The 13840-nt window shown below is 40.9% G+C and carries 17 protein-coding genes; 4 read left to right on the top strand and 13 right to left on the bottom strand.

Annotated features, from left to right (window positions below; translation table 11 throughout):
- Positions 1-66 precede the first annotated feature (66 nt).
- From CEF17_RS02780 to CEF17_RS02755, 6 genes are all read right to left on the bottom strand, one after another.
- Positions 67-654: a hypothetical protein gene (locus CEF17_RS02780; RefSeq protein WP_100398190.1), complete on the bottom strand. Its 588-nt coding sequence runs from the start codon at positions 652-654 to the stop codon at positions 67-69.
- Positions 655-715: 61 nt separating this feature from the next.
- Positions 716-1444: a membrane protein insertase YidC gene (gene yidC, locus CEF17_RS02775; protein WP_100398189.1), complete on the bottom strand. Its 729-nt coding sequence runs from the start codon at positions 1442-1444 to the stop codon at positions 716-718.
- A gap of 28 nt (positions 1445-1472) precedes the next feature.
- Positions 1473-1736 (bottom strand): hypothetical protein, encoded by a 264-nt coding sequence (locus CEF17_RS02770; protein WP_100398188.1) that lies wholly within the window; start codon positions 1734-1736, stop codon positions 1473-1475.
- Positions 1737-1869: 133 nt separating this feature from the next.
- Entirely contained in the window at positions 1870-2547 is a 678-nt protein-coding gene (locus CEF17_RS02765) for a lytic transglycosylase domain-containing protein (RefSeq protein ID WP_100398187.1), read from the bottom strand.
- A gap of 241 nt (positions 2548-2788) precedes the next feature.
- On the bottom strand, positions 2789-4054 hold the full coding sequence (locus CEF17_RS02760) for an ABC transporter permease (protein WP_100398186.1): 1266 nt from the start codon (positions 4052-4054) through the stop codon (positions 2789-2791).
- Positions 4047-4946 (bottom strand): ABC transporter ATP-binding protein, encoded by a 900-nt coding sequence (locus CEF17_RS02755; protein WP_100398185.1) that lies wholly within the window; start codon positions 4944-4946, stop codon positions 4047-4049. The genes CEF17_RS02760 and CEF17_RS02755 overlap by 8 nt, the downstream gene beginning before the upstream one ends.
- A 224-nt stretch (positions 4947-5170) precedes the next feature.
- On the opposite strand from CEF17_RS02755, the gene CEF17_RS02750 reads away from it, so the two are divergent.
- The gene (locus tag CEF17_RS02750; RefSeq protein WP_100398184.1) at positions 5171-5353 is read left to right on the top strand and encodes a YhzD family protein; all 183 of its coding nucleotides are present in this window, start codon (positions 5171-5173) and stop codon (positions 5351-5353) included.
- 351 nt (positions 5354-5704) lie between these two features.
- Here the strand turns inward: CEF17_RS02750 and CEF17_RS02745 are convergent, their stop codons facing one another.
- The 4 genes from CEF17_RS02745 to CEF17_RS02730 form a co-directional block, all read right to left on the bottom strand.
- Positions 5705-7225: a coproporphyrinogen III oxidase gene (locus CEF17_RS02745; RefSeq protein WP_100400766.1), complete on the bottom strand. Its 1521-nt coding sequence runs from the start codon at positions 7223-7225 to the stop codon at positions 5705-5707.
- A 169-nt stretch (positions 7226-7394) separates the two neighbouring features.
- Positions 7395-8264, bottom strand: coding sequence for an HAD hydrolase family protein (locus tag CEF17_RS02740; RefSeq protein ID WP_198508866.1), 870 nt, complete (start codon positions 8262-8264; stop codon positions 7395-7397).
- Positions 8265-8371: 107 nt separating this feature from the next.
- Positions 8372-8725, bottom strand: coding sequence for a YlbF/YmcA family competence regulator (locus CEF17_RS02735; protein ID WP_054635583.1), 354 nt, complete (start codon positions 8723-8725; stop codon positions 8372-8374).
- Between the two features lie 77 nt (positions 8726-8802).
- Positions 8803-9939, bottom strand: coding sequence for a DUF445 domain-containing protein (locus CEF17_RS02730; protein ID WP_100398182.1), 1137 nt, complete (start codon positions 9937-9939; stop codon positions 8803-8805).
- A gap of 131 nt (positions 9940-10070) precedes the next feature.
- Between CEF17_RS02730 and CEF17_RS02725 the strand changes: the two genes are divergently transcribed.
- The 3 genes from CEF17_RS02725 to CEF17_RS20265 all read left to right on the top strand — a co-directional run bounded on the left by CEF17_RS02725 (position 10071) and on the right by CEF17_RS20265 (position 10953).
- The gene (locus CEF17_RS02725) at positions 10071-10403 is read left to right on the top strand and encodes a hypothetical protein (protein ID WP_100398181.1); all 333 of its coding nucleotides are present in this window, start codon (positions 10071-10073) and stop codon (positions 10401-10403) included.
- Between the two features lie 93 nt (positions 10404-10496).
- The gene (locus CEF17_RS02720; protein WP_100398180.1) at positions 10497-10721 is read left to right on the top strand and encodes a YheE family protein; all 225 of its coding nucleotides are present in this window, start codon (positions 10497-10499) and stop codon (positions 10719-10721) included.
- 64 nt (positions 10722-10785) lie between these two features.
- Positions 10786-10953: a hypothetical protein gene (locus CEF17_RS20265; protein WP_198153415.1), complete on the top strand. Its 168-nt coding sequence runs from the start codon at positions 10786-10788 to the stop codon at positions 10951-10953.
- A gap of 279 nt (positions 10954-11232) precedes the next feature.
- Here the strand turns inward: CEF17_RS20265 and CEF17_RS02710 are convergent, their stop codons facing one another.
- The 3 genes from CEF17_RS02710 to CEF17_RS02700 all read right to left on the bottom strand — a co-directional run bounded on the left by CEF17_RS02710 (position 11233) and on the right by CEF17_RS02700 (position 13830).
- Positions 11233-11409 (bottom strand): cysteine-rich KTR domain-containing protein, encoded by a 177-nt coding sequence (locus CEF17_RS02710; RefSeq protein ID WP_232725399.1) that lies wholly within the window; start codon positions 11407-11409, stop codon positions 11233-11235.
- A 149-nt stretch (positions 11410-11558) separates the two neighbouring features.
- On the bottom strand, positions 11559-11771 hold the full coding sequence (locus CEF17_RS02705) for an alpha/beta-type small acid-soluble spore protein (protein WP_100398177.1): 213 nt from the start codon (positions 11769-11771) through the stop codon (positions 11559-11561).
- Positions 11772-11883: 112 nt separating this feature from the next.
- The gene (locus tag CEF17_RS02700) at positions 11884-13830 is read right to left on the bottom strand and encodes an AMP-binding protein (RefSeq protein WP_100398176.1); all 1947 of its coding nucleotides are present in this window, start codon (positions 13828-13830) and stop codon (positions 11884-11886) included.
- Positions 13831-13840: the final 10 nt, after the last annotated feature.

Here is a 13840-nt window from a genome sequence, read left to right as displayed (position 1 = left end):
TTCCTTCTATGTTTAACATTTTTCAGCAAAAAATAAAAGAAGGCACTAAGAAAGTGCCTTCGTGTCTTACCAGTATCCAAACCCAGGTAGTGCAGAAAGAGCGACAAGAGCTGCTAATGGAAGAATAAGCCGTTGGAAGCGGCGCGGACGCGGGAAGAATGGTGGACGACCATACCATCCGTATGGATATCCTCCAAAACCATAACCTCCTCCATAGGGGCCTATAAATTGTCTTTGTTCTTCAGCCCCTAGGCTCGCATTTCTTGTACCGCAGCCACATCCTGAGCCTGCCGGCTGCTGCATCATATGTGTCGGCATGTGCTGTCCCGGCTGCATGCCACCATAAGGCATCATCTGCTGATGCATCTCTGGCATCATGTGAGGCTGATGCATCATTTGCTGCATATGCATCATATCTGACTCATCGTATTCAGGTACAGACAGATAAACATTTTCATCATCTACATTCTCAATAATCCCGTTGAACATTTGATGATCAGCGGTTTGCAGAGCTACATGCTGGCCAATGTGCTGCTGACAAAGCTGTTTCATATCCCCCATAGTGTGATGTGTACCATGGTTATTATTCCAATTGTTATTCCAGTTATTGTCCCAGCCGTTGTCGTTCCAGTTATTGTTGTTCCAGTTATTCATGATAAAAGCCTACCCCCTTTTACACGAGTATCCTATTCAGGGAGCAGGCTTATTGTGTTAATTATTTTGTTTTTAACACGAGGTACGTTTGTGTAATCATAAATAAACTTCCAGCAAACCAGTACAGTGATAGGGCAGAAGGCAGGGCGAACCCGACACCAATAAGCATCACAGGCATTAAATACATGGCAGGTTTCATATTTGCAGGCATTTCATTCATTCCGAGCTTTGTCTGCATAAACATTGCAGCACCTGCCAGAAAAGGCATGATATAAAAAGGATCAGGCTGACCAAGGTTCATCCACAAAAACGAGTGTGAAGAAATCTCCTCTGTCCTCATAATAGCAAAGTAAAAGGCCATTAGAATTGGAAGCTGTACCATAATGGGGAGACAGCCCGCAGCCGGATTGATTCCATTGCTTTGATAAAGGCCCAGCATCTCTCGCTGATACTTTTGCATTTCTTTTTCTTTCTTTAAATCATACTTATCTTTAAGGCGCTCCATTTCAGGCTTTAACTCTCTCATCGCCTTCGCGCTCTTTTGCTGCTTTAAAAACAAAGGAAGGAGCAGAATTCTAATAAAGATAGTCATTAGAATAATAGCAGCACCGTAGCTTCCATTTAAAAGGTTGGCAACCGCAATAAGCATCCAGGAAAGAGGGTAGACAAAGTAATGATTCCAGACCCCTTCGCTTTCCATCGTGATATGGGATTTGTCCATTCCGCAGCCTGCTGCCAAAACCGAAAGTAAAGCAAGCAAAATAATAAAGATTAGCGTTTTTTTATTCAATTATTATTTCCTCCCTATAATCGTATTTTTAAAATACAAATAGGGAGGTGTCTTCGTCATCCTTATTTTCATCTGCTCCGGGAATTTTCCTGCGCTGCATAATAAAGGTAAGCCGCCTTGCTGTTTCCTGAGCAGGAAGCGTTTCTTTTTCAGGTACGGAATGGGAGACAGGACGTTTATGGAATGAAAAAGCCGCGCTTAGTACTTGAACTGCTACCCAGCCGGAAATCATAAGCACGGATAGGGTAAAAATAATTTCAAGCCAGCTTATATCAAGTAATAGCTCCAGCATTTTCCTGTCCCCCTTTCGCTATTTATTCTTCCTAATAGACAAGTCTTTACACCGGCCTGTGCTTGCCATCCATTTCACTAACGTTCTTCATTATATCCGCTCTACAGGACATTCATAATCAAAACAGCTATTTTTATGGCAGAAAACTCGAAAATAGTTTCATGACGGTTTGTTCAGACTTATCTACTGCAACAAAGTCTTCGCTATAATTGTCTGCGTATTCCAGCACCTCATCGACATACCAGTCTGCCCGGTTGTAAGCAAAGACAGCATTTTCATAGTTCCCTTCTGCAGCCCCATTGGCAGCAAGGAATTTAGCTGCAGAAAATACTGAGTCCTCAATATCCCAAGGATCAGCTTTCCCATTGCCCGATGCATCAACGCCGTATCCGCCATACTCATTAATCACGTCCGGATCGGTCATTTCATCTTCAGCTATTTCAGCATCCCCTAAGCCTCCGGCACAACCTGGGTAGTTCCAGCCTACAAATGTACAAGGCATAAACTGCATATGACCGATTGCCCCTGCAGGGCTCACCATGTTATCCATAGTGGAAAAAACGGTTTCTATTCTATGAATGGAAGCTAATAGATTCCAAGGAACTCCGTATTCCTCCTCCGCTTCTTTATACACAGGTATATATTCCTCAGGTATTTCATTTTTTCCAAAATAAGTCATAGATCCGCCTTTAAAGCCTCTGAATGAGTCTTTGTTTTCTATATAAAAACCCCAACCCAGCGCCAGCACCGCTATGCAAAGAACTGCCGGGACGATAATCAGTCTTTTTTTCTTTTTCTTATTTTTTGCCATCAGACACCTCCGGCACCCTATTCAAAGGCACCCCCATTTACGATTCTATGATCTTATTATACTTCACTAGAGAAAAAAACAAAGAGATAAAATAGGCTAATTTCGAAACATTTCTTTCCTTTTTTCATTGCTGCACCAGGACTTTGAGCGGAATTTAAAAAGGAAGAGCACATGCCCCTCCTTTTATTACAAAATCATTACAGTATGTCTTGGTGCCATATGTCTTGGTGCCAGGCACCTTCTATTTTAGCTTGAATGCTTTTCTTAGTTCTTTCAGGGAACGAGAGGTGCCATACATCAAGACTCCCCCTCGGTATACTCGGGCACCGACCCAGGCAAAGAAAGCGATAGCAGCCAGCATCAATACGATAGATAGAGCGACTTCCCATACCGGCACCTCCAGCATTCCCACTCGCAAAAACATAATCATTGGTGTAAAAAACGGGATAAAAGAGGTAACCGTAATAATTGGCGATTCCGGGCTGCTCAACCCAAACATTGCTATGAAAAAAGCTGATATGACAAGCATGTTCACAGGTGTAATAGAGGCGTTGACATCCTCTATGCGGCTTACAATTGAGCCGAGCATGGCTGATAGGGTGGCGTATAACAAATATCCAAGAAAAAAGAAGACAAAAGCATATAAGAGTAATACAAGAGAAAGATCAGTAGCTTCAAAGAACGGCAGGCCTCCAGCTGGCTCTTGAACGTCTGCTGGCTGCTGAGCCGGCTGACCCTGAAAGGACCAGAGCCCTATTAAGAAAATCAAGAAAAACTGCGTTAATCCTAACAGGCCGATGCCTGCTATTTTACCGAACATCTGTTTCACCGGAGAAGCGCTGGAAATTAGTATTTCCATAACGCGAGACGATTTTTCCGTGGCCACTTCCATTGCTATTAAGCTCCCTAAAAACAAGACAGAAAAGTAAATGACAAATAGAAGAATATAAACGAGAAAACGAGCTTGATTTAATTCCGCTTCAGACCTTGCTCCTTCATCTAACGCGGTTCTTTCAAACGACACAGGAGCGTAAATCGCTTCCACCGTTTCCTGATCAAGATCTAAAGTAGCAGTCATGTGCTCTATTTTCACCTGTTGGAGAGCCTGCTCAAGCTGCAGCGGCAAGCTTTGTTCTGCGACAGTCGGTGCATAGTATTCACCGCCTGGAACCTCCCCATTTTCATAATCTAAAATCAGCAGGCCGTTAAAATCTCCTCGTTCCACAGCTTCTAACGCCGCTTCTTCATTTTCACCGACATCAACCAGGATAATATTGTCGTATAATTGCTGAACATGATAGTCTGCCGCTTCAAACAAATCGTTTGTTTCATCAATCACGGCTACCTCTGCAGCCGGTTCATCATCCGTTTCAAAAAGTGCTATAATCCGATCTATGTTCATAAACCCGAACACAAATAACAGGGTAATCAGAGTAGTAACAATAAATGCCCTTGATTTTAGTTTTGACAAGTACGTATGGAACATAATGATAAAGAACTTATTCATAAGACTTACCTGCCTGTTCAATGAAAATATCATTTAAGGACGGATCTTCCAAAGAAAACCTGCGGACAAAACCTCTTCCCTGCAACGATGAAAATATATGATGAGCTGTTTCTTCCGAGCTGATCTGCAGTAGCACCCCTTCTGCTTTTGGCTGGTATTTCACGACTCCTTCTACATTTTCTAAATACCTTGTGTCAAAATCTGCATGAATAAGTAAATTCATTTTGCCAAAGGAGCGTTTTATCTCCGTCAGTTTTCCATAAACGACAGGGCTTCCTTGCTGAAGTATGCAAAGGTGCTGACATAGCTCTTCTACATGCTCCATTCTGTGACTTGAAAATACAATCGTGGTGCCTGTTCTCTTTATATCTAGTACGGCTTCTTTGAGCATTTCCACATTTACAGGATCCAGCCCGCTAAAAGGCTCATCTAAGATCAGAACTTCTGGTCTATGTAAAATAGAGGCTATAAATTGTATCTTTTGTTGATTTCCTTTAGAAAGCTCTTCTACCTTCTTTTTTTCATAATGAGCTACTTCAAAACGCTTCAGCCATTTCCTCATTTCCGGAATAATGTCAGCCTTTTTCATCCCTCTTAACCTGCCTAAGTATACAAGCTGGTCTACCACTTTTACTTTAGGATATAATCCTCTCTCTTCAGGCAGATAACCTATTCTGTGACTTTCTTTGTAGCCAAGTGGTTTCCCCTTCCAAAGAATGTTTCCTTTTGTAGGGTCAAGAAGCCCGATAATCATGCGAAAGGTTGTGGTCTTTCCAGCACCATTTGAACCAAGCATTCCAAACATCTCTCCACTTGGTATCTCAAGGTGTAAGTTATTTACCGCAGTATGCCCGCCAAACTTTTTTGTAACTCCTTTAAGTTCTAATGACATAGTTGTCCTCCTAAGACATATAACAAGTTTCAAGATACATTATGATACCACAAGCTGCTTATTCGAGAACAGAAGTCCTTACTATTTCCTAGTATAACAGCGAGGAGCTATGACCATTTATTTTATGGCGATGTTAATTTCTTTCTTCTATCTTGCCATTTTAAAAAGGTTTCTTTACAATAAAAATATGAATGGTTATTCAGTCATGTGAGGGGGAGACTCTAATGAAGGATTATTTTCTGACGGTCTTTGATAAAAGCGGAGAAATGCTCTTGAATGAAAGCTTTCAGTTCAAATCCGATGATGAAGCTATTACTCATGGAAGAAAGCGTTTAGAGGAAGAAAACTATGAAAAAACAACACACCGAATGACCCGTTCTGGAAAATTACTTATTTTTCAGCGTTAGAATTAAAAAAGGGGCTTTGTCCCTTCAGGTTGCTAAGTAATTAAATACTGATTAAAAAATTTTTGGATGTAAAAAAATTGGAGCAAAGCCCCAGCTAACAAGAATGAGTCAGGAACAAAACCCAGCCAGAGAGAAGAGCCCTCACCATTGGTGAAAGCTCTTTCTTTATTTTCAGTACTCTATTGGTTGAATGTTTAAAGGTACACTCGGATGCCCAGGAAAACGTCCGAATGTGGAGTGTTTTTCTAGTGGGGGAATCTTATTTAATAACACGATTTTCATCTGCATCTAAGTAAACAGTATCGTGTAAAAATGGCTGTTGAAAAAGCCTGTGGGGAACCACAGGCCTCTTTATTTTGTGGATGCAGCTGAGTCCTTGGTTTTAAACAGCTCTTCTAGCTGTTTAATTTTTTTATTTGTATAGTCTTCATATCCATTATTATAGCTGACAGGGTCTTTAGGATTGGCAAACCTGGTTATTTTTCCGGTTCCAGGCTCCACCCATTTGCTGGCTGCCCCGCACCCCAGCCCGATAATCGTCTGCACTTCTTCCATAATAATAATATTATAGAGGCTTTCTTTCCCTCTAAAGGAGTACCCTACGTTCTCTAAATTTCCAAGGATGTTTTTCTGCCGGTAAAGATAATAAGGGACATACTCATTTTCCTTTGTCCATTTTGAGGTCATATCCATCATTTGTCCAATTTCTTTACGGCCAGCCACTTTATACTTATTCTTTTGCTTTGTCATGGCAGAAGCTCTTTTAAAAGAAAGAGTATGAACTGTGAGAGATTCAGGCTTTAATTTTTCCGTTTCCTGCAAAGAATACTCCATTTCTGAGACTCCCTCTCCCGGAAGCCCAATGATTAAATCCATATTAATATTTTGCAGTCCCATATCGCGTGCAAGCTTGTATTTTGTCACAGTTTCTTCAACAGAATGGTGGCGCCCGATTGCTTTAAGAGTCGTATCCTCAAATGACTGAGGATTTATGCTGATGCGATCGATATTCCACTTCTTTAGTACTTCAATTTTTTCCGGGGTAATTGTATCAGGCCTGCCGGCTTCTACAGTAACTTCCCTTACCTTCTCCATTCCTGAAAAAACCTTGTACATATGACTGTATAACTTGTCCATTTCTTCTGCTGAAATGCTTGTAGGGGTTCCCCCGCCAAAATAAACAGTCGTTACGGGTATGTTATGTTCTTCAAGCCATTTTCCTGTTTGTTCCATTTCATAATGAAGGCCTTCAAGGAAGGTTTCCACTGACCCGTTTCTCCCGTTTATAGCGTAGGCTGGAAACGTGCAATAAGCACATTTCGTAGGACAGAAAGGAATACCGATGTATATGCTTACACCTTTGTCAAGTTCATATAAATCAGGGAGGACACTATGCTGACGCTCTACAATCTTCGCTAAAAGATTAAGTTTTTCGTCTGAAAGGAGATAGTCTGTTTTTAAATAGGAATGGATTTGGGTGGTTGTCCATCCTTCCTGAATAAGCTTATGATAAAGCTTTGTAGGCCGGATGCCCGTCAAAGTGCCCCAGGGTTGTACGGTACCGGTATACTCGGATAAAAGCTTCACCATAATGTGACTTACAGCTTGTTTTGCTTTCTTATTTCTATCCTTGTCACTTTCACCAGAAAACGTTTCCTTGCAAAAGTCTGCTTTTTTAGTGCTGTCTTTTTTGTCCTGTAACTGTCCTTCTGTATAATATGCAGTTTGTTTATCTGCTTGGATAATATGAATAAAGAGATCCCACTGATCGGTTTCTCCGATTGTGATTGTGCTTTCTTCATAATAAAGATTGGCAATATGCTGAAGGGTTTGATGCATATTTTCTTCTACTCCGGTGACCTTTATAATCATCGCTAAAATCCCTTCCTCTTCTAAAATCACGTTAAGTTTACAGAATTGCCTTCGCTCAGTCAACTGTATCTTAGCCTTTTCTCCTTATTTGCTTTTTCCTGGTGCTCTTTTATTAAGCCGCTGCTGTTTGTTCTCTTTACCAAACCAAAAAAGGGCACCTGCCGGCCCTTTAAGGTTGATCTACTTTCATTTGTTTTCTAAATACCTCTTTTATCATATAAGGAACGCCATTCTGGTTATTTGAACGGGTAATCCAATTTGCTTCAGCTTTTACTTCTTCCGGCGATTGTCCCATGGCCACTCCCAGGCCCGTCATTTTAAGAGAAGGAATATCATCCGGCTTTGAACCAACCATGACTACCTCCTCAGACTGAATACCCAATTCTCTGATCAAGAAAGCCAAGGCATTTTCTTTTGAAGCCTCTTCCCTGCATATTTCCACTTCCTGTTCCTTCCTCCGCACCTTGATTCCGGGGATGGAATTTTTCAAATCTTCGAAGGCTTCTTTGCTTTCTTCCCTGCTTTCAAAATTGCCTTTTATTTTTAAAGCACCAATCTGATGGTCAAAGATATGACCGGTTAAATTATCTACATATGTTTTAGGATAGAACAAAGACTCGCCAAGCCCTACAGACATTTTCCCTAATAAATTCTTGGACTGCTGATGTCTGTTTGCCAGTTCAAACCTTTCATTTTCTACTTGTACCTGGCAGGAGAACCTTTCAAGAATTTCAACCACATCATAAGTCAAGTCTGGGTTCATTCTAGCTTCATAAATTGGCTTTTCAACATGGCCCGCAATAAAGGCACCGCCATGGGAAATAATCTCATGCTCCATCTTTAGCAGTTTAGCTACCTTTTTCGCTCCATGATGTGTTCGGTTGGTAATAAGAGTGACATAGACGCCTTTATTTCGTACGAAGTCAATAGCCTCTTTGGTTTCTTTCGCCATTCTGCCATTTGACCTTAAGACTGCCCCATCAATGCTTAATGCTAATAAACGATAGGTCACTGCTGCATTCCCTCCCTTGTCGTTCACCTTTTCTTCTACACTTTATGTAGGACAGGATGCAAATAGAACGAAAAAGTCAGGACGTCCTCCGACCATAAAAAACCCCTGCTCTCTTTTGAGCAGGGGTATTACTATTACTGTTCTTCCGGCTTGCCGTAAAGTTCTTCTAATGGTTCAGTAATAATTTTGTTAACATCGCCAATCACTGTGCTCATACGTTGTTCTTCTTCCATCAATTTTGAAATCGTCTCATGCTGCTGCACCATTTCAAATTGCTTTTGAGCCTGTGTGATTTCCTCTTCTGTTGGCTGCTGGCCTTGCATTTGCTTTTGTTGAAGCTCTAATTGAAGCTGGCGGAAGTTATCGAGCATACGCTTTGCCACGTCGTCATTTTCCACCTTTTCATGAAGGTCCTTCAAATTAGAAAATTCATCGCTCTCACGCAATGTGCGTGCTAGTTCATGAGCCTTATCATATACATTGGACATAGTTTATAGTCCTCCTTTAATGAGTCTTTTACGAGGATAACATGAAGAAGGGTTAAAAATCACCATTAAACAATGATTTATGCGAAAAAAGTTACGATAATACCTTGGATAAAACCGACAAATCCTCCTAGTAGTGCTCCCAGGTAAGTAATCATTTTAAATTCTCGGCGTGAGATCGTAAGAACCATGCTTTCGAGTCGCTGCACAGAAAATGCCTCAACCTGGAGTCTTATCACTTCAGCTAAATTTAAACGCTGTAAAAATCCACTTAGCCTCGAAGCAAGAAAGGATTGGGCTTCTGTCACCATATAAGGAACTCCTTCATAGAGTACTTTTTCCTCATATTGCATTACCCACTCATTTAAAGGAGCGTCAAGCCAGTCATATACAGGGACCTTTTGTACCACCCACTCTGTAATTTTCCCAGCACTTTTTTCTTTGTCAACCCAAGTTTCAACCTTAGAAACTGGTAGTTCTTTCAATTGGTCCCATTCTTTATATATCAACTGCTCAATAAAACGTTTTGAAGCGGGATCTTTAAAAAATTTCACAATTTCAGGCTGAAGCTTAGCTACTATTTTATCATTTCCAAACATTGTCCCTAGAAAATTGAACATTGAACCTTTTCCAGCGAAGAATTTCTCAAGAAGAACATGAAGCTGATCTGTGCCTTCCTGGCTGGAAAAATACTGAACTCCTCGTTTCGTAACCCATTCTCCTATAAGGGGAGCTAAGTCATCTCCTCTTTTTAATACTTCTAACGGCGCGACATCTTTAATTTTTTTGTATCTGTTTTCCTCAAAGAACTTACCAATCGATTCTTTTATAAAGTCATGAGTCGTTTGTTCAGCCCACTCTCTTGGATTACGTTCAAATTTCTCAATCATAAATTCAGAAATCGATTGCTCGGTTCTAAGGAGCTTAGCCGTTTCATCCTGAGCCCACTTGGTCATTTCTTCTTTGAAAAAAGGGTCGTTGATTTTTCCCTGAATTCCTTCAGGAGTTAACAAATGAGTAACGACTAAGTGTCCAAGCTGTTCAGCCAATTCTTTTCTTCTCTTTGGAATCAGGCCGGGAGTAAAGGGCACCCTCCACTTTCCGATATATTTTGGGCTGTAAGGCCGGAATAACATTTTTATCGCTAATGAGTTCGTCATGCCGCCAATTAATGCCCCTATGATAATCATCAGCAAAAATAAAAAAATAACTTCCATTTATGTGCTCTCCTTTTTGACAACCTCACACTTTTTGAACGTGGAACATACAATACTGTATCAACTCCTATGTTTTACCGCAAGCTTGGCCGCCTACCTTTCCCTGGGAGAAAAAGAAAGGAGTACGCTTCATGATAATTCTCTCCCTTCACCAAAACAATTGGCGCAAATACCGAAAGAAGGCCTTAAAACTCATTAAAAAGACAGGAAACAAAAAAGAAAGACAAGTATTTTCTGCGATAAATGAAGAAGATATCAATTCAGGTTCAGTAAAAATTGAAGCTGTGTTATGGGATGGAAAAGTAATTGCACTATCTATTATTTTTCCAAGGATTCAGGCCTGGTGGACATTTATTGATCCAGATTATTATTTTACCTCTATTTCGTATTTTGTAAAAAGCAAGCAGCCAATAGTTACACACTGGCACCAAAAGATTTGGTTTATACCCAACTGGTCTTCCTAGCGTTTCATCCCAAGAAACGCTTTTCTTACGAAAACGCTGTCATTTGTGCTAAAATATATACTAACTGATAATGCATTTGAAGGGGCGAACTGCATGATTTCTCATTTTCAATGGAAAGAGCTGCGCAACAATTTAGTTAGAAGAGAATGGGCCTTTTCTTTCTATTATAAAGGTACTTTTTATAAAGGCACGTATTATAAAGACGGCACAATTGAATGGACACTAAAAGAGCCTGAAAACGAGAAAGAAAAAGTCGAACAACAAATTCATGACCTTATGCTGTATCACATTTACGAAGACCATAACCCCATTTCTTAAAATATAAACATAATTACTTCCCTGTCTGACATACTAAGCCTATCTAATTCTAGGGGGCTTTTTTATGGACAAAAAACAAAAAGGGCAAGTACAAGGAAAAAACTATTCTATAGATGTTGACCGAATGATTAGTGAGGGCATGGCCGGAGGAGTTGTAAAGACGGACCACGACTTCCCGCAAATTGAAGGGGCTCGAGAATTAGACAAAGAAGAGAAACCTGGTGAAAATTAATCTCATACTGTCAGAAAGGCCAGAGTAATTCTTGAGGAACTCCCCCGGCTTGAAAAAAAGTCGGGAGAACATTCAGCTCGTTTTTTTCTCATAGGAATTGCTGCAGCAGGTCGCTTCCAGGCTACCTGCTTTTTAGTGCTGAGCCCGCTCACAAAACGAGGCAGAGAAGAGCAAAGCCAGGTCAAAATAACTTACAACTCCAATCTTCATTAATACTTTCAAAGAAACAGGCTGCTGAGAATTCATTTCTCAACAGCCTGTTGCCAGCTAAAGTCGCTTTTATTTTTCTTTTATATAAATAATGGTTTCCCGTTTACATTCAGGGCAAAAAAGAAGGTGAGGACAAATATGATTCACTAGATCATCCTTGATCCCATCTGATTTTTTTTGCATATCAATATCTTCATATGGACTGTAATCGTCAAAACGGTCTATCACTTTGCCAATATCGTCCATTACATGAAAACAGCTCGGGCAATTTATTTTTTCTAATGGTTTTAATCCGTTGCACACAGGACATAATGACATAAGAAAAGAATGGCAAACAACAAAATGATCAAAAGAAGAGACAGCTAATGCTGTCTCTCTCTAGCCATATTATTTAATTATTGCTGTTGGAAGCCGCTCATTTGCTGTTCAGCCATTTGAACAAGACGCTTAGTGATTTCTCCCCCAACAGAACCGTTTGCACGAGAAGTTGAGTCAGCTCCAAGATCTACTCCAAATTCTTGAGCAATCTCATACTTCATTTGATCTAGAGCCTGCTGTACTCCAGGTACAACTAACTGGTTAGAGTTGCCGTTGTTGTTGCTTGCCATGGTTGTCACCTCCTCTTTCTTTGTACTCCTAGTTTGCATCGAAATTGCAACTCTATTCTTTCCAATTTAAGTCAAATCGTCCAAATTAAAAAACCTCCGGTAAGGGAGGCTTTTATATATGTTTCCCAAGTTTTCTTATCTCCTCTACTGCTGATGGATTCTCAAGTGAAGATAAGTCCCCTGCTTCTTTATTTAGAAATGCAGCCTTAATCGCTCGCCGCATCACTTTGGCATTTCTCGTTTTGGGAAGGTCACTGACAGAAAATATTAATTTAGGGCGCAATGCTTTTCCAAGCTTCTCTCCAGCTAAAGCCACCAATTCATTTGAAAGTGCATTAGTAAGCTCAGTTCCTTTTGTTAACACTACAAAGCAGACAGCGGATTCTCCCTTAATATCATCAGGTATGCCAATGGTGCCCGCTTCCACTACTGCCGGATGATCAACGAGCACTGATTCCATTTCAGCCGGACCAAGCCGTTTCCCGGCTACATTTAAAATATCATCCGAACGTCCAGTAATAGTCCAAAATCCTTCTTTGTCTTTCATTACCCAATCACCATGTACCCAGACATCTTCCCATCTGGACCAGTATGTGTCTTCATAACGTTGCGGCTCTTTCCAAAAGCCTTGCGTCATTCCGACCCATGGTTTTGTCAACACCAATTCTCCTACTTCCTCGTCTACAGGCTGTCCTTTTTCATCATATACATAGGCAGCCATTCCCGGAAGAGCAGAATTAAAGGTGACAGGACCAATTGGCTTAATGAGAACGTTCCCTAAAATGCCTCCTGAAATTTCTGTTCCGCCGGAATAGTTAAATATAGGGATTTGCTTCTTTCCGACCTTTTCAAAGAGCCATGTCCAGGGCTCAGGATTCCAAGGTTCACCGGTAGAGCCAATCACGCGAAGGGTTGCTAAGCTGTGCTTGTTAACCCACTCTTCCCCTAACTTCATAAAAGAACGAATTAACGTGGGAGAGATACCTAGATGTGTAACTGAGTGATCCGCCACTAATTTCCATAAACGATCAGGCTCGGGAAAATCTGGCGTTCCTTCATACATAACCATGGAAGCACCATTGATTAGAGCTCCATATACAAGAAAAGGCCCCATCATCCATCCCATATCGGTAAACCAGAAAAGGGTTTCTTTTTTCTTCAGATCCATTCCGATTCCAGCATCAAAAGCTGCTTTAACCGGAAACCCAGAATGAGTATGAACGGCTCCCTTAGGTTTACCTGTTGTACCTGAGGTATATAGGATCATTAAAGGATCTGAACTTTCCATTCTTACTGTTTCGGTAAAGGGAGGAGCTTTTAGCATGTCTCCCCACTCAACATCCTGACCCATATTCCAATTTACATTACGGTTTAATCTCTTTATAACAATTACCTTTTCCACTGACGGGCATAATTCAACTGCTTTATCGGCTTCCTCCTTCATAGGAACTTCTTTGCCCCTGCGTAGAAAACCATCAGCAGTGATCAGGAATTTAGATTCGGCCGCATTCATGCGAATGGCTACTGCATCAGCCCCGTATCCCGAAAAAGTTGGTGAATAAATTCCCCCCAGTTTTGATATGGCCATCATGGCAATGACTGTTTCTGGAACCATCGGCATGTATATGGAAACTATATCGCCTTTTTTCAGTCCTAGAGAACGAAGGCCCCCGGCAGCACGAGCGACTTCTTCCGCTAATTCTTTGTAAGTATAATTTATGACTTCCCCAGTTTCACTTTCCCATATTAAGGCTTTTTGCCCTGCCATATCAGAATCCTTTGCCCATTTTTCGATGGAGAGGTGAACGGCGTTCACTTCTCCATCAACAAACCACCGAGGCCACTTGGTTCCTTTTGAATCGTTCAGAACTTTTGAATACTTGGAATACCAGTCTAAATCCAATGCCTTTTCTGCTTCTCCCCAAAACCAGCTGACATTATCAGTAGAATCTTTTAGGAATGTGTCATAATCTTCATATCCTAATTTTTTTATCCATTGATACAACCTCGTTGCTTCTATTTGAGATTTCTCCGGAAACCACACCGCGTCTGAAGACATGGATTCATTC

The sequence above is a fragment of the Bacillus sp. FJAT-44742 genome (genome assembly GCF_002797315.1).
In the GTDB taxonomy this organism is placed as follows: domain Bacteria; phylum Bacillota; class Bacilli; order Bacillales; family Marinococcaceae; genus Thalassorhabdus; species Thalassorhabdus alkalitolerans.
The sequence above is the reverse complement of the archived record's forward strand: the minus strand, read 5'-3'. Positions and strand labels throughout refer to the sequence as shown.